The 16066-nt window shown below is 65.4% G+C and carries 16 protein-coding genes; 11 read left to right on the top strand and 5 right to left on the bottom strand.

Features of this window, described 5'->3' with window-relative positions:
* On the bottom strand, positions 1–250 hold a 250-nt coding region (locus GBO37_RS05965), incomplete at its 3' end, for a glycosyltransferase (protein ID WP_252927795.1).
* Between the two features lie 172 nt (positions 251–422).
* Here GBO37_RS05965 and rfbC point away from each other — a divergent pair.
* From rfbC to GBO37_RS05925, 8 genes are read left to right on the top strand one after another with little or no spacing between them, the layout of a single operon-like run.
* A complete protein-coding gene (rfbC, locus tag GBO37_RS05960; protein WP_252927794.1) occupies positions 423–983 on the top strand; it encodes a dTDP-4-dehydrorhamnose 3,5-epimerase in 561 nt (186 codons plus the stop codon).
* Entirely contained in the window at positions 980–2017 is a 1038-nt protein-coding gene (gene rfbB / locus GBO37_RS05955; RefSeq protein ID WP_252927793.1) for a dTDP-glucose 4,6-dehydratase, read from the top strand. The genes rfbC and rfbB overlap by 4 nt, the downstream gene beginning before the upstream one ends.
* Positions 2017–2877 (top strand): dTDP-4-dehydrorhamnose reductase, encoded by an 861-nt coding sequence (gene rfbD / locus GBO37_RS05950; RefSeq protein ID WP_252927792.1) that lies wholly within the window; start codon positions 2017–2019, stop codon positions 2875–2877. Before rfbB ends, rfbD begins: the two co-directional genes overlap by 1 nt.
* The gene (gene rfbA / locus GBO37_RS05945) at positions 2874–3746 is read left to right on the top strand and encodes a glucose-1-phosphate thymidylyltransferase RfbA (RefSeq protein WP_046000549.1); all 873 of its coding nucleotides are present in this window, start codon (positions 2874–2876) and stop codon (positions 3744–3746) included. Before rfbD ends, rfbA begins: the two co-directional genes overlap by 4 nt.
* Positions 3747–3779: 33 nt before the next feature.
* Complete coding sequence (locus GBO37_RS05940) at positions 3780–5399, top strand: glycosyltransferase (protein WP_252927791.1); 1620 nt, start codon at positions 3780–3782, stop codon at positions 5397–5399.
* The gene (locus GBO37_RS05935) at positions 5396–6295 is read left to right on the top strand and encodes a glycosyltransferase family 2 protein (protein ID WP_252927790.1); all 900 of its coding nucleotides are present in this window, start codon (positions 5396–5398) and stop codon (positions 6293–6295) included. Before GBO37_RS05940 ends, GBO37_RS05935 begins: the two co-directional genes overlap by 4 nt.
* 38 nt (positions 6296–6333) lie before the next feature.
* Positions 6334–7455, top strand: coding sequence for a hypothetical protein (locus GBO37_RS05930; protein WP_252927788.1), 1122 nt, complete (start codon positions 6334–6336; stop codon positions 7453–7455).
* Between the two features lie 36 nt (positions 7456–7491).
* Positions 7492–8685 (top strand): polysaccharide pyruvyl transferase family protein, encoded by a 1194-nt coding sequence (locus tag GBO37_RS05925; RefSeq protein ID WP_252927786.1) that lies wholly within the window; start codon positions 7492–7494, stop codon positions 8683–8685.
* Between the two features lie 18 nt (positions 8686–8703).
* Here the strand turns inward: GBO37_RS05925 and glf are convergent, their stop codons facing one another.
* Positions 8704–9849, bottom strand: coding sequence for a UDP-galactopyranose mutase (gene glf, locus GBO37_RS05920; RefSeq protein WP_252927784.1), 1146 nt, complete (start codon positions 9847–9849; stop codon positions 8704–8706).
* Between the two features lie 335 nt (positions 9850–10184).
* On the opposite strand from glf, the gene GBO37_RS05915 reads away from it, so the two are divergent.
* Positions 10185–10580, top strand: coding sequence for a hypothetical protein (locus GBO37_RS05915; RefSeq protein ID WP_252927782.1), 396 nt, complete (start codon positions 10185–10187; stop codon positions 10578–10580).
* On the opposite strand, the gene GBO37_RS05910 is transcribed toward GBO37_RS05915, so the two are convergent.
* The 3 genes from GBO37_RS05910 to GBO37_RS05900 form a co-directional block, all read right to left on the bottom strand.
* Positions 10577–11251 (bottom strand): 5'-nucleotidase, lipoprotein e(P4) family, encoded by a 675-nt coding sequence (locus GBO37_RS05910; protein WP_252927780.1) that lies wholly within the window; start codon positions 11249–11251, stop codon positions 10577–10579. The genes GBO37_RS05915 and GBO37_RS05910 overlap by 4 nt on opposite strands.
* An 84-nt stretch (positions 11252–11335) precedes the next feature.
* Positions 11336–12577, bottom strand: a complete 1242-nt coding sequence (locus GBO37_RS05905) for an MFS transporter (RefSeq protein ID WP_252927778.1) — start codon at positions 12575–12577, stop codon at positions 11336–11338.
* 90 nt (positions 12578–12667) lie between these two features.
* Positions 12668–13258: an outer-membrane lipoprotein carrier protein LolA gene (locus tag GBO37_RS05900; RefSeq protein WP_045982343.1), complete on the bottom strand. Its 591-nt coding sequence runs from the start codon at positions 13256–13258 to the stop codon at positions 12668–12670.
* A gap of 151 nt (positions 13259–13409) precedes the next feature.
* Here GBO37_RS05900 and GBO37_RS05895 point away from each other — a divergent pair, with 151 nt between their 5' ends.
* Together GBO37_RS05895 and GBO37_RS05890 are read left to right on the top strand one after the other, a co-directional pair.
* Positions 13410–14645: a putative DNA modification/repair radical SAM protein gene (locus tag GBO37_RS05895; RefSeq protein ID WP_252927776.1), complete on the top strand. Its 1236-nt coding sequence runs from the start codon at positions 13410–13412 to the stop codon at positions 14643–14645.
* A complete protein-coding gene (locus GBO37_RS05890; protein ID WP_252927775.1) occupies positions 14642–16063 on the top strand; it encodes a UdgX family uracil-DNA binding protein in 1422 nt (473 codons plus the stop codon). The genes GBO37_RS05895 and GBO37_RS05890 overlap by 4 nt, the downstream gene beginning before the upstream one ends.
* The last annotated feature ends 3 nt before the right edge of the window (positions 16064–16066 follow it).

The following is a 16066-nucleotide window of genomic DNA, read 5'->3' as shown; positions in this document are numbered from 1 at the left end:
CGTCTCGCGCAAGCTGCATGCCGACGGAAAACCCGCCCGCCCCGCCCTGGTTCGTGGCGCTGCGATGGACGCGCAGGCGTGGGTCGTCCAGCGCCGAAAGCCAGTCGGCGGTCCCGTCGGTCGAGGCATTGTCGACCACGATCACGTGATCGATCGGCTGGTCCAGCAGACGCGCGACCGTGACGGTCAGCTTGTCCAGCCGGTTGTGCGTGACCACCACGGCGGCGATCGAGGGTCGGGTATGGGCCATGGCGTGCCGATCATGTCATCTGCCGGCATGCTGCGGCCGGGTCCGACCGCGCGATACCACGAAGGGCATTTGTGCAGCAACCGCCACCCATGCTGGTTTTCCGTGCCGGACGGGGCTGACAAGGCGCGTCGATGCCCCTAGACATCGTGCAGGACAACCGCCCGAGGCAAAGATGCAGATCGAAACAACCCCGCTGCCCGGAGTGCTGCTGCTGACGCCGGCCCGTCATGGCGATGCGCGCGGCTTCTTCTCGGAAAGCTGGAATCGCAGGACGCTGGCCGATGCCGGGGTCGTGCTGCCCGAGTTCGTGCAGGACAACCATTCAATGTCCGCGCAGACCGGCACGCTGCGGGGTCTGCATTATCAGTCGCCCCCCTTCGCGCAGGGCAAGCTGGTGCGCTGCGGGCGTGGCCGGCTGTTCGACGTGGCGGTGGACGTCCGCGTGGGCAGCCCGACCTATGGCCAATGGTTCGGGACCGAGCTGAGCTTCGAGAACGGCCGCCAGCTGTGGATTCCTGCAGGCTTCCTTCACGGCTTCGTCACCCGCGAACCCGATACCGAGATCGTCTACAAATGCACGGCCCATTACGACCGCGCGTCGGACGGGGCGGTGGCTTGGGACAGCGTCGGCATTGACTGGGACGTCGCCGATCCGTTGCTGTCCGACAAGGATCGGGATGCGCAGCCGCTGGCAGAGTTGAAATCGCCCTTCGTCTTTGAGGAGCAGGCATGAAGATCCTGATCACCGGCGGCGCCGGATTCATCGGCTCTGCCGTCGTTCGCCTGGCGATCGCACGTGGGCATCATGTCGTGAACCTGGACGCGCTGACCTATGCCGCGAACCTGGAAAACGTGGCCGAGGCCGCGCAGTCCGACCGCTACGCGTTCGAGCAGGCCGACATCCGCGACCGCGCGGCGCTGGACCGCATCCTGGCGCAGCACCGCCCCGACGCGATCATGCACCTGGCAGCGGAAAGCCATGTGGACCGGTCCATCGACGGCCCTGCGGCCTTCGTGGAGACGAACGTGATCGGCACGTTCAACATGCTGGAGGCCGCCCGCGCCTACTGGACGGCCCAAGGGCGCCCCGACAGCTTTCGGTTCCACCACATCTCGACCGACGAGGTCTTCGGGTCGCTGGGCGAGACGGGGCAGTTCACCGAAACCACGCCCTACGACCCGCGCAGTCCCTATTCGGCCAGCAAGGCGGGGTCCGACCATCTGGCCCGCGCGTGGGCCGAAACCTATGGCCTGCCCGTCGTGCTGACGAACTGTTCGAACAATTACGGCCCCTATCATTTCCCCGAAAAGCTGGTGCCTGTGGTGATCCTCAAGGCGCTGTCGGGCCAGCCGATCCCGGTCTATGGCGACGGGGGCAACATCCGCGACTGGCTCTATGTCGAGGATCACGCCGATGCGCTGCTGCTGGTCCTGGAAAAGGGCCAGTTGAACCGCAGCTACAATATCGGCGGAGAGAACGAGGCCACCAACATCGACCTGGTCCGCACCATCTGCGCGCATATGGACGAGCTGCACCCCGCGGGCGCGCCGCATGCGGACCTGATCACCTTCGTGACCGACCGTCCGGGCCATGACCGCCGCTATGCGATCGACCCGACGCGCATCCGCACCGAACTGGGCTGGCGCCCGTCCGTGACGGTCGAGGAGGGGCTGCGCCGCACCGTCGAATGGTATCTGGCCAATCGCGACTGGTGGCAGCCGCTGCTGGACCGCGACGGCGTGGGCAAGCGCCTGGGAACTGCGTGATGCAGGGATTGCTGGTCTTTGGCCGCACCGGCCAAGTCGCACGGGAACTGGCCACGCTGGCGCCCGATGCGACCTTTGCGGGCCGCGACCGGGCCAATCTGACCGACCCCGCCGCCTGCGCCGCCCTGATCCGTGCGGCGCGTCCGCGTGCGGTCATCAATGCTGCCGCCTACACCGCCGTGGACCGGGCCGAGACGGACCCGGACACCGCCCGCCTGGTCAATGCCGACGCGCCTGCCGCGATGGCGCGGGCCTGCGCGGATCTGGGCATCCCGTTCCTGCACATCTCGACCGATTACGTCTTTGACGGATCGGGCGACCAGCCGCGGGCCGAGGATGCCCCGACCGCGCCCTTGGGCGTCTATGGCGCGACCAAGCTGGCCGGAGAGCAGGGCGTGGCCGCCGCGGGCGGAGCCTGGGCCGTGATGCGGACCTCCTGGGTGTTCTCTGCCCACGGCGCGAATTTCGTCAAGACGATGCTGCGCCTTGGCGCGGAACGCGACCGCCTGACCGTTGTGGCCGACCAGATCGGTGGGCCGACGCCTGCCGCCGACATCGCGGCCGCCTGCGTGCGGATGATCCGCGTGATGCGCGATCGGCCCGACACCACGGGCGGGATCTATCATTTCGCGGGCACACCCGACGCCTCCTGGGCCGATTTCGCGCGCCAGATCATGGCGCAGGCGGGCTTGGCTGCGCAGGTGGCGGACATCCCGTCATCCGACTATCCGACGCCCGCCGCGCGCCCGCTGAATTCGCGGCTGGATTGCGGACGCATCGCGCGGGATTTCGGGATCGCGCGTCCCGACTGGCGGGTCGGGCTGGCCCGCGTTCTGGATCAACTGAAGGACAAGGCATGACACAGCGCAAGGGCATCATTCTGGCCGGCGGATCGGGCACCCGGCTGTATCCGATCACCATGGGCGTGTCCAAGCAGCTGCTGCCGCTTTACGACAAGCCGATGATCTTCTATCCGATCAGCGTCCTGATGCTTGCCGGCATCCGCGAGATCGCGATCATCACCACCCCCGAGGATCAGGATCAGTTCCGCCGCCTGCTGGACGACGGCAGCCAGTGGGGAATCAGCTTCACCTATATCGTGCAGCCCAGCCCCGACGGCCTGGCGCAGGCCTATATCCTGGCCGAGGATTTCCTGGCGGGCGCACCGTCCGCGATGGTGCTGGGCGACAACATCTTCTTCGGGCACGGTCTGCCGGAGCTGCTGGCATCCGCAGATGCGCGCGACGGGGGCGGCACGGTCTTCGGCTATCGCGTGTCGGACCCGGAACGCTATGGCGTCGTCGATTTCGACGACCAGATGCGGGCCCGTGCCATCGTCGAAAAGCCCCCCGTGCCGCCGTCGGATTATGCCGTGACGGGGCTCTATTTCCTGGACGGCACCGCGCCGGAACGGGCCCGCGCCGTCCAGCCCTCCGATCGCGGAGAGCTGGAGATCACGACCCTTCTGGAAAGCTATCTGCATGACGGGTCGCTGACCGTCGAACGCATGGGCCGCGGCTTTGCCTGGCTGGACACCGGCACCCATGCCAGCCTGCTGGATGCGGGCAACTTCGTGCGCACGTTGGAGAACCGCCAGGGTCTGCAGACCGGCTGCCCCGAGGAGATCGCCTTCGAGGCCGGCTGGATCTCGCCTGACCAGCTGCGCGCGCGTGCGGCAAAGTTTGCCAAGAACGATTATGGGGCCTATCTGCTGCGTCTGATCGACTGACCCTTCCTCCCGACAGACGGATTGACCTCGCCCATGTCCGACCTTGCCTCGCACACGCCCGCAGATCCTGCGCTGGTGGCCCATCTGACCGCCGGCATCGCCGAGGCCCGTGCGATCTATGAGCTGCTGTTTCCCACGCAGCAGCTGTTCTTCGTCCTGTCGCAGGGCAACAACCCGATCTGGGCCGCCCCCGAGGTGATCGAGGGTCCGCACAATCCGCGTCCCCAGGACCTGGGTGCGGATTATTTGGGCACCCTGACCCGGCCGGGCGCCTATGACGGCGCGCCGCAGGTGACCATCCGCCTGGCCATCCCGCGCCTGCCTCTGCCCGGAGAGATCAAGCAGATCGATGCGCTCTGGAGGCCCATGCGCGGCTTGGGCGCGCTGTTCCGGGCCAGCCCGCTGTGGTACGAACAGGTCCGCTATGGTGCCGAGATGGCCCGCAAGCGGCAGGCCGACCGACGCACGGACCAGACGGCCGTGCCCCTGGGCGATGGCTCGGCCCTGTTGCCCGCGCCCGTGACGCCCGACAGCGACAAGCGTCCCGCCATCCTGATCGGCATGCACTGGCTGGAGATGGGCGGCGCCGAGAAACTGGGCTTCGACACCATGCGCTGGGCGCTAGCGGCCGGGCTGCGGGTGTTCGTCGTGGCGTCGGTTCCGGCCTTGCAGCGGCTGGCGGACAAGCTGCCCGACCATCCGGACCTGACCTTCATCCGGCTGGATCGCTATCTGCCGCACCACCTGTGGCCGCGCTATGTCCAGCGGTTGGCGATGGCGGAAAACATCCGCGCTGTGCACATCCACCATTGCACGCCGCTCTACGAAAGCCTGACCATGCTGCGCATGCACCTGCCGTGGGTGCAGACGATCGACAGCACGCATATCGTCGAACATGCGAATGGCGGCTATCCGCGGATCTCGGGCGTGTGGTCCAACTATCTGGACATGCAGCATGTCATCAGCGGAGAACTGGTCCGCTATTTCCGCGACCGGTTCCATGCCCCGGCGGGCAAGGTCGTCCTGGGCCGCATGCTGGACCGCAAGAACAACGATGCGCTGCCGCCGCTGCGCCTGCAGGCGGGACAGAAAACGCTGCATGCCTGCTTCATCGGGCGGCTGTTCTATCAGAAGCGACCGGTTGTGGTGGTCGAGGCCCTGCGCGCGCTGAATGCCTGGGCCGGGCGGAACGGCGTCACGTTGACCGCGACCATCGTCGGCGAAGGTCCCTATGACGGCACGCTGACGCGCCTTCTGCGCAAGAACGGTCTGTCGTCCAAGGTCGACCTGCTGCCCGGCAATACTGACATTCCGGCCCTGCTGGAACGGTCCGACATCCTGCTTCTTCCCTCGAACAACGAGGGTCTGGCGCTGGTCTGCTACGAGGCCGTGGCCCATGGCTGCATCCCCATCTCGACCCGCGTCGGATCCCAGGACGAGGTGCTGCCCGACGGCCTGCTGGTGCCGCTGGCGCCGCGTGCGGCCGTGGCGGGCACCGTGGCCGCAGTCGATGCGATGTGGCGCGATGCAGGCACCCTGGCGCGCCACAAGGACGCCCTGCAGGCTGCGTGGACGCGTCTGACCGCCGATCCGACCGCCGAGGAGGTGCTGATGCCCGTCTATCGCCGTCTTGCCCAGGGGGACGCGGCATGAGCGTCCTGAACAAGACGGCTGCGGTCATTGTCACCTTCAACCGCTCGGGCAAGCTGATGGCGGTGCTGGATGCGCTGGCGGCGCAGACCATGCGCCCCGACATCGTGCTGGTCGTGGACAATGCCTCGACCGACGACACCGCGGCGCTGGTGCAGGCACGGGCCGACGCCGACCCGACCATCCGCCACCTGCGGCTGCCGGCGAATGTCGGCGGGGCGGGCGGGTTTCATGCCGGGATCAAGGCAGCCTACCAGATGGGCGCGCAGTATTTCTGGGTGTCGGACGACGATGCCTATCCCCGACCGGACGCCCTGCAATCCCTGCATCGGGCCCTGACGGGTTTCCAGGCCGATAACGGCTGGCGCCCCAGCTTTGCCTGTTCGCGGGTCGAGTGGATCGACGGATCGCTGTGCGAGATGAACTGTCCGCGTACCGTGTGGGACTGGGCACGCTTCGTGCGGCCGGGCAGTGCCTGGGCGCTGGTGGACAGCGCGTCCTTCGTGTCGGTGATGATCCCGCGCTGGGCCGTCAGCGAACACGGCCTGCCAATCGCGGACTACTTCATCTGGTTCGACGATGCCGAATACACCCGCCGCATCGCGCGCAGCTATCCGGGCATCTTCGTGCCCGAAAGCGTCGTGGTCCACGACACGCCCGACAACCGGGGCGTCAACTTCGGCCTGGTCGACGATAAAAGCCTGTGGAAGTTCAAGTACGGGGCTCGCAATGAAACCTCATGGCGCCGGCGCGAGATGGGCCTGATGGGCGTTCTGGCCTATGCCTATGGCGTCCGGGGGCAGATGAAGCGTGGTCACGTCCCACGTGCGATGAGAGTTGCGATCTATAAGGCAATCTTGCGCGGCATTGCCTTCCGCCCCAATATTGTAAGACCGTAATCGCTAAATAAGCGTTCCCATAAACGATCGGTTCAGTTTTGAAGCTTGTCATTTTTATCGGTCATTTCAAGACCGGCTCATCGTCTATCCAGAGCTTCCTGTCGTCGAACTATTTGGCGCTGCTCAACGCAGGTATTCTGTACCCTTCGATTGAATCTCAAGGGCTTTCCCGCAATCTGGCCGTGATACGGGCCGGGCGCGACCGGTCCACTGCAGGCGATAGTCTGAACATTATTGAACCGCACAACGCCTTGGCACTGCGTCTTAAAAACGAGGACGATGGCCACGGCATTCCGCCATATTATCCAGCCCCTCCCAGTGGCTTTCAGATGCTGCAGTTTCTCCACAATCAAATCCACGAATTGCAGCCCGAATCTGTCATTCTTTGTTCCGAGGTATTCGCGCTGCTGGGAATGACGGCGACAGCAAGCGGCGTCACGCGGCTGGCCAAGCGTTTTGCAAGCTACGATGTGACCATCTATTGCAACCTGCGCCGGCCGGATGAATACCTGTCGTCATGGCATCGTCAGCGGCTGAAGTTCGGTGCACGGGTCGAGCGATTGTCTGATAGTGGCTTGGACGAGTATCTGGACAGCGCGCATTTCCAACAGGTTGCCATGATCGAAGGATGGATGCGGCATTTTCCAAGCGCCCACCTCGTGCTGCGCAATTTCGATGAGGTTCGGAAGCAGGGCGGATCGATTGTCGATTTCATGCGTCATTCATCCTTAGCTTTTCCGGCGGGGTTGCACATTCCTCGGGACCAGAACCCTTCGGTTCCCAGTGCCTTCGCCGAGATTGGGCGCCGCGCCATCTTGGAACTGCCGCGAGATCAAGCGGCTGAAATAGTTCGTTGGCTGACTTCGGCCCGCACGCGGGTCCGGCATCCCGGCGATGGCGATGTCGAGATGTTCGGCCCCACTAACCGCGCGCGGCTTGCAGATCGTTTCTCTTCCATCGCTACGATGCTGGACCGCATGACAGGCGACGCGCCTTTCTATCCCGATCTGGACGACATGAGCCGGCTGCGACCTATCGACGACTTTTCGGCGGCCGAGGCCGCATTGCCAGATCTAGTCACTGATGCGCGACGGCAGGCGCTGGCTGCTCCTCTTCTGGACTGGCTCTCATCGGCCGATCTACATAGACGCACGGCATAATAGCCCTGTCGAACTTCGACTAGCAGGAAAGCAATTATGAGAATCTTGTTTCACGGCCCCGGAACCTCGACCTATCTGCCGGAGATACGGCTTCCGAACACCTCGGGGCTGCGGCATTCGGTCACGGATCGACTGGTCGATCTCAAGGATACCCAATCGCTGACCAGCAACCGCGGCAATTTGGTGCATGGTGAGGCTCCAGCCCGCATTTTCCAGTGCAATCGTCGGCAATCCGCATTTGCCAACCTAGGTACCCTGCATAGGATTTTCGGCGACCGGCTTAGGGACCTTCTTCCAAGGCACTTCGACCTGATCGTCCTGTCTGCTGCCAATTTCATTTCACCGACCCGCGACCTGACACGACTGCGTGATGCGCTGAATGTGATTGGCAACGGCGTACCCTTCATGGTGCTGGGCGCAGGGATGCAGGGAAGTCACGCCCTGTCCGAACTCCATCCGTCGGTGCAGGAGATTTTGGACATCTACAATCGACGCGCTGTTGTCTTCGGCGTTCGGGGGGCGCAGACCGAGGCTTGGCTGCATCGGAATGGCTTCGAGCGCGCGCAGGCGCTCGGTTGTCCCAGCATGTATGTTTTCCCGCAGTCGATTATGTCCATTGACCATACCGCTGCCCATCGGGCTGGAGCGTCAGCGAAGATCTTGACTGCTGGTTATCTAACTGTTCGAAAAGGTCGCCATTTCGACCGTGGTCGGCAACTTGCCCGTGCCATGAAGGGCGCCGATGCCTCGTACGTCTTTCAAGACGAGTTCTTCGCCTACGGAAAGCTTATCGAGGAGGGAGGTTCTTTTAATGATGCGACCAGCACAGGTGACCGCGACGCGCTGAATCGCCTCCTAGGCCAAGCGGCGGGCGTACCGTTGAACATGCGCAATTACTACTATTTTTCCGAAACCGCAGCGTGGCGCCAAGTCGCGCTGAATCACGATATCTACATCGGCGATCGCTTCCACGGCGGAGTCGCTGCCCTGCAGGTGGGGCGACCTGGAATTTTCCTAGCTCAGGACAATCGCGTGGCCGAACTAACCGACTTCTTTGACTTGCCACGCATGACGTTGGACGAGTTGGAGGCCGAGGGTATACAGCACGCAATCCGGCACAGAGTCACCGCAGAGACGGTCGCCCGGACCAAGGCCACCTATCGCATACGGTTCCAGCGCTTTGCTGACACGATGAAGAGCCATGGAGTTAAGTTGCACTCTTCTCTCTAACCGACGCCGCGCCCCGCATCAAAGAGGCGGGGCGACGAAGGCCGGGAATGTCGCCCCGGTTTCTATTCCGCGCGTGAAGACTCCAGCCGCATCAAGCGCCTCTCTGATCGTCACGTCCATATCTAGGTAGCGATAGGTGCCGAGGCGGCCCACGAAGGTCACGCCGGGGGTGGCGTGGGCCAGGTCGACATACTGCTCCAGCAGGGATTTCTCCTCGACCAGGCGGATCGGGTAATAAGGCGTGTCGCCCGGTTCTGCCGCGCGGGAGTATTCGCGATAGCAGACGGACCCCTGGTGGCTCTCCCAGGGACTGAAATGCTTGTGCTCGGTGATGCGGGTATAGGGCACGTTGCGGTCGCCGTAGTTCATCACCGCACAGCCCTGATAGTCGCCGTCATGGCTAAAGCGTTCGAAATCCAGCGTCCGATAGCCAAGGCGGCCAAGACGATAGTCGAAGTATCCGTCCAGCGGCCCCGACCAGAAGACGTGATCGGCCTCTGCCGCCATCTCGGCGGTGTATTCGGTGCCCAGTTCGACCGTGATCCGCGGATGGTCCAGGATGGCCGCGACCATCGCGGTATAGCCGTCCTGCGGCATCCCCTGGAAACGGTGGAAGAAATAGTTGTCGTCATAGTTGAACCGCACCGGCAGCCGCTTGAGGATCGACGCCGGCAGTTCGGTCGGCGAACAGCCCCACTGCTTTTCGGTGTAGCCCTTGAAGAAGGCCTCGTAGAGTTCCGGGCCCACGAACCGCAGGGCCTGCTCCTCGAAGCTCTGCGGATCGGTGATGGTCGTGTCGGCCTTGGAGTCGATGAAGGCGCGCGCCTCCTCGGGGCGCAGGGTGGTGCCGAAGAACTGGTTGATCGTCAGCAGGTTCACCGGCAGCGAATAGACCCGGCCCTGCGCGGTCGTCTTGACCCGGTTCTGGAACGGCATGAAGCGCGCGAAGCGGTTGACGTAATCCCACACGCCCTCGTCGTCGGTGTGGAAGATGTGCGGGCCATAGACATGCATCATGACGCCGGTGTCGGCATCGCGTTCGGTATGGCAATTGCCGGCGATATGGGGGCGCGCGTCGATGATGCGGCAGTCATGCCCGGCCTCGGCCAGCTCCCGCCCGATCACGGCACCGGACAGTCCCGCACCCACCAGAAGAATTCTCATTGCCCCGCCCCGCCTTTGTGCATGGTCGACAGTCCGTCATGCTTTGGCCGATGCTATAGCGTGCCGGGAAGGGCAGGCCAACAGGCTGCCGCCTAGGCGACGGCTGAAACCTGCTGCTGATCGATCTGGTCCGGGCGGGTAGGCCTTGACGCCTGCGGCGCAACGCCATTCGACATAAGCAGCCACGTCATTGGAGCTCACAGGGTGGTGTGGGCTGAACGATGGGGCTCCACCGGGTGGCATAGAACCAGAAAAACCGAGCTGGTCCTGTAGGACTTGATCTGTGCCAGACAGAAGTCCAAGCGCCGTAATACCCAGGTTGCGTTGTAGGGAGAGTGTTCAATGGTCCTGAGCGGCGCCAGCACGTCGCGTCGGTCCAGTTGCGACAGCTGACCGAACAGCGCGAACGCGAGATGCAGGAGCGCCTGCGGCTGGCCATCGCACTGGACGACCCGAACGCCATGGCGGACCGGCTGGACGACCTTGCCGAACGCGTGGAACGTGTCACCGCCGAACGCCGCAGGGAGCGCGACCGCCTGAACGCCGAAGCCGAGGCGATGGCCGCCGAAGGCGCGCGGCTGCGCGAGGACCTGGCCACGGCCCGTGCAGAACGCGATGCCGCGCAGCGCTGGGGTGCGACCCGCGAGGCGGAGCTGCTGGCCAGCACCTCGTGGCGCGTGACGGCGCCGCTGCGTGCGGTGTCGCGTGTGGTGCGGCGGCTGCGACCCTAGTCGCGCTCCCAGGGGCGCAGCTCGGCCTCCATCCAGGTGCCATGGGCGGCGTTGGGAAAGACGATCCAGTCCTGGCCGAAGCGGTCGGCGTGGTCTTCGGTCAGGCGGTGCTGATCCTCCAGCGCTGCCCCGGCGAAGGCGCCATGGAAATCGTGCAGCGTGTCGCCCAGCTGCAGCACGATGCGGTGCCCGTCCTCGACCTGCGCGCGGCGGGCGGCCTTGGGCGGACCGAACAGCAGGACCTGTTCGGCGCAGACCTGCGGCAGGCCGAGACGCGACAGGGTCGCGATGGTGGCCAGCTTGTTCTCCTCGAACCGGTCCGAGACGTAGAAGATCGTGACGCCCAGGCTGTCGGCCAGCGCAAAGAACTCGGCCGCGCCGGGGATCAGGTGGGGGTTGCCCTCGCGCTCCCACAGCAGCCAGGTGTCGATGTTCTGGAACATACCCTCGTTGTGCATCGCGGCCGCCATGACGGCGCTGTTGTCCAGGATCGTCTCGTCGATGTCGCTGAGGATCGCCAGCCCGGCGCCGCTGCCGGCCTGGTCAACGGCGGCACGCAGGCGCAGGGTGGCCAGCGCATAGCATTGCCGCTGCAGGGCGCGCACCTCGGCCGAGGCCTGCTGATAGCGGACGGCGATGGCGTGGTCGTGAGGCGTGCGGGTGGGCTGCATGATCTGTCCTTTGGTCGCGCGCAGCATAGCTAGGCCGCGCGCGCCGCCGGGTCAAATGACGGTCCGGTGGTCTGCGCCGCGGCGTCAGATGGCGGGCGCGGGGATGCGATAGGGCGCCTCGCGGACGGGCAGGTGGATCAGGGCGCTGAAGGCCCCGATGCCCACGCCGATCCACCAGACCAGGAAATAGTCGCCCGACGCGTCGTAAAGCTTGCCCCCCAGCCAAACCCCCATGAACGATCCAAGCTGGTGGGACAGGAACACGAACCCGTAGAGCGTCCCCATGTAGCGCAGCCCATAGATATAGGCGACCAGACCCGAGGTCAGCGGCACCGTGGCCAGCCACAGCCCCCCCATGACCAGCGAGAACACGACCACCGTGGCAGGCGTCATCGGCGTCAGGATGAAGGCCGCGGCGGCGATGGTGCGCAGCGTGTAGATGCCCGCCAGCAGGTATTTCTTGGTATAGCGTTTGCCCAGATACCCCGCCAGGATCGCCCCGCCGATATTGGCCAGCCCGATCAGGGAGATGGCGATCGCCCCAAGCGCCGATGTCGTGGTGATGCCCAGGGCCGCCAGCATGCCGGCGGGATCGATGGGGCCGCACATCTCGGTGATCATCGCGGGGAAATGCGCGGTGATGAAGCCCAGCTGATAGCCGCAGGAGAAGAACCCCGCAAAGATCATCATGAAGGACGGGTCGCGGAACGCGCGCCGCAGAACGGTGCCCATGCTTTCCTCCAGCTGCGATGGGGTCGCGGGCCTGCCGTCCCCCAGCATCGGCAGGAACAGCATCGTCGACAGGACGATCACGCCGAAGATGATGAAGACCGACTGCCACGGATAGAAGGCCAGCAGCCCTTCGGCCAGGGGCGCGCCGAAGACCTGTCCCGCCGATCCGGCGGCGGTGGCGATGCCCAGGGCCAGGCTGCGGTTGTCGTCGCTGGCGGCCCGGCCGACCACGGCCAGGATCACCCCGAACCCGGTGCCCGCGATGCCGAAGCCCACGATGATCTCCAGCAGCTGGATGCTGGCGGGGGTCGTGGCGAAGGCGGTCAGGATCAGGCCGGAACTGTAGAGGATCGCGCCGACGATGATCGCCCACCGGTCGCCCCAGCGTTCCGCCATCGCGCCGAAGATCGGCTGGCCGATGCCCCAGGCCAGGTTCTGGATCGCGATGGCCAGCGAGAACTCGGCCCGCGGCCAGCCGAAATCCTGTGCGATGGGAATCTGGAACACGCCAAAGCTGGCGCGCAGTGCAAAGTTGATCAGCAGGATCAGCGATCCGCCGATCAGCACGGGTTTCAGGATGCGGGAATGGGGCATGGCTGCGGCCTTGGATGGGGTCGGCCGCAGCGTTGCCCCCGGCATGGGGGCGCGTCAATTACGCAATTGTCAGGATGCAATCGCCGCCGGTCAGCGGCGCTGCACCTCGGACTGGATCGAGAAGCGCGAGGCGGGGATCGTTCCGCCCTTGGACATCTCTCCTAGGATCACGGTGGTCTTCTGGCCGGTATCGTCTGTCACGACCCACTGGCGCAGCTCTGTCGGCGCGGTGAACACCATCTGGATGGTGCCGTTCTGCGGCCGCTGCGGGTCCTGCGCGGTGACGACGGTGCCGTTGTTCTGTTCGCTGTGACCGGTGACCATGCCCTGGCGGCCCAGGTTCACGTTGGCGTCCAGGATGATCGACAGCGGCGTCTGGGACAGGGGATACTGCTGCGGGCCGCCGTTCGACTTGCCGTCGAAGATCGCCACGTTGCCGCCCGATGCCAGAACCAGTGTCGGGTCGTTGTCGTATTCGAACCGCACCCGGCCGGGACGCTGGATATAGACGGTCCCCGTCGATACCGTGCCATCCGGGTTGATCTGCGTGAACTCGGACGTGACCGTGGTCAGGCTGTTGAGATAGCGCGAGATCTCGGACAGCGGAATACGTTCGGCCAAGGCCGGAAAGGCCATGGCGACAAGAAGGGCGGGCGCAAGGGCGAGGGTGCGTATGTTCATGGTCCCGATCATATCCTTTCGCTGTTGCGATGCACATCACGTCTGACGGATGAACGCGCAGCCAACCATCGCGCGTCCGTGACGGTTCCGCATCATTTGTTTCATGCCCGATGCCTTGCGAAGAACGCATGGGGAACATATCTTTCCCGGCATGGCACAGCGCACCTTGCAGGACAAGCTGGCGATCCTGTCGGACGCCGCGAAATACGACGCCTCCTGTGCGTCCAGCGGAACGACGCGACGCGATTCGCGGTCGGGGGGCATCGGCTCGGCCGGGGGCACGGGGATCTGTCATGCCTATACGCCGGACGGGCGCTGCATCAGTCTGCTGAAGATCCTGATGACGAATTTCTGCATCTATGATTGCGCCTACTGCATCAACCGCGTCAGCAGCAACGTCGAACGCGCCCGGTTCTCTCCGGAGGAGGTGGTCCGGCTGACGCTGGAATTCTATCGCCGCAACATGATCGAGGGGCTGTTCCTGTCGTCGGGCATCATCCGCAGCCCGGACCAGACGATGGGCGACATGGTCCGCATCGCGCGGATGCTGCGGATCGAACACGGGTTCAAGGGCTACATCCACCTCAAGACGATCCCCGACGCCTCGCCCGACCTGGTGGCGCAGGCAGGGCTGTTCGCGGACCGCCTGTCGGTGAATGTCGAACTGCCCCAGGATGCCAGCCTGCGCCACCTGGCCCCAGAAAAACGCCCCGAGACGATCCGTGCGACCATGGCCGACGTGCGCCTTGGCCGCGAGGCCGCCAAGGACCGCAGCCATACGGGCAAGCGCCCGCCGCGCTTCGCCCCCGCCGGGCAGTCCACGCAGATGATCGTCGGCGCGGATCAGGCCACCGACGTCGACATCCTGAACACCTCGGCCAATCTCTATTCGGGGTATCAGCTGAAGCGTGTCTATTACTCGGCCTTCAGCCCGATCCCCGACGCGTCCGCCATGCTGCCGCTGATCAAGCCGCCCCTGATGCGCGAACATCGCCTGTATCAGGCCGACTGGCTGATGCGCTTTTACGGCTTTGACGCGACAGAGATCGGGTCGGCGCATCCGTCGGGCAACCTGGACCTGGCGATCGACCCCAAGCTGGCCTTGGCGCTGGCCAACCGGGCGCAGTTCCCCGTCGATGTCGCCCGCGCCCCGCGCGAGATGCTGCTGCGCGTGCCGGGCTTCGGCAGCAAGACCGTGGGCCGCATCCTGACCGCGCGCCGGAACGGCGTGCTGCGATACGCGGACCTTTTGCGCATGGGCGCGATCATGTCCAAGGCCCAGCCCTTCGTCACGCTGCCCGACTGGACGCCGGGCGCACTGACCGACAGCGCCGGCCTGCGGGCGCGCTTTGCGCCGCCGCCGGAACAGCTGTCGCTGTTCGGATGATCCGGGTCACGCTGCCGAGGTTCGGACGCTTTGACGCCTGGCGTCAGGCCGCCCGCGATCTGGCCAGCGCACGCGTCCCGATGGAGGGCGTGACCTGGGCCGACCCTGGCACGCCCCCCGACCTGTTCGGCGCCGACCCGGCCCCGCCGCCGGGCGATCATTCGGTGATCGCCACGCAGGAGTTCCTGCAGCTGGCCCGTCAGGTCGCCAGCCATTCGGACCCGGAACGCTGGTCGCTGCTGTACGGGACACTGATGCGGGCGCAGGGCGATCGGCGCTTTCTGTCCAATCCCGCCGATCCAATGATGGACCGCCTGTCGCGCATGGCGAAATCGGTGCGCCGCGACATCCACAAGATGCACGCCTTTGTCCGGTTTCACGAACTGCCCTCGGACGGGCCGCGCCGGGCCTTTGGTGCGTGGTTCGAACCCGAACACCCGATCCTAGAGGCCGGAACGCCGTTCTTTGCCAAGCGGTTCGCCGACATGGACTGGCTGATCGCCACGCCCGAAGGCACTGCCCGGTTCGACGGCGACACCATCGCCTATGACGACCCGGCCCCGCGCCCCGATCTGCCCGACGATGCAAGCCATGACCTGTGGCAGACCTATTTCGCCAACATCTTCAACCCCGCGCGCATCAAGACCGATGCAATGCGGTCCGAGATGCCCAAGAAATACTGGAAGAACCTGCCCGAAACCCGGCTGATCCCCGACATGCTGGCCGATGCGCCGCGCCGGGTTCAGGCCATGCGCGACGCGGGTGCGACCGATGCGCCGGCCTTCGCGCCCAAGATCACCGCCCGCCTGCGCCAGCAGCCCGACGACAGCATCCCCGACACGCTGGAACAGGCCGCGTCCCAGGCCGCCCGCTGCACCCGGTGCGAGCTGTGTCATGCGGCCACCCAGACCGTCTGGGGGCAGGGTGATCCTGCCGCCCGCCTGATGCTGGTGGGCGAAGCGCCGGGCGATCAGGAGGATCTGGCGGGCCTGCCCTTCGTCGGCCCCGCGGGCCAGCTTCTGCACCGGACCATGGCCGAGGCCGGGCTGGCCCCCGACCGGGCTTGGCTGACCAATGCGGTCAAGCATTTCCGTTTCACCCCCCGCGGCAAGCGCCGCCTGCACCAGACGCCCGACCGCGACCATGTCGATCAGTGTCGTTGGTGGCTGGACCTGGAACGCCGCATGGTCGCGCCGCGCCTGACCGTGGCCTTGGGGGCGACGGCGGCCTTCGCGCTGACCGGCAACCGCAAGCCGCTGACGCCGCGCCGCGGTCTGGTCGAACCGGCGCGCGACGGCGGCCCCGTCCTGATCACCTGGCATCCCAGCCTGATCCTGCGCCTGCCGCCCGACCGCGCGCCTGCGGCCTTGGCCGAACTGCGCGCCGATCTGGCGCAGGCCGTGCAGATGGTGGCCTGAGGC

Origin of the sequence: Paracoccus sp. 08 (assembly GCF_024105395.1) — a bacterium.
Taxonomy (GTDB): domain Bacteria; phylum Pseudomonadota; class Alphaproteobacteria; order Rhodobacterales; family Rhodobacteraceae; genus Paracoccus; species Paracoccus marcusii.
Note: the sequence above shows the minus strand (reverse complement) of the source record. Positions and strands in the feature narration are given on the sequence as shown.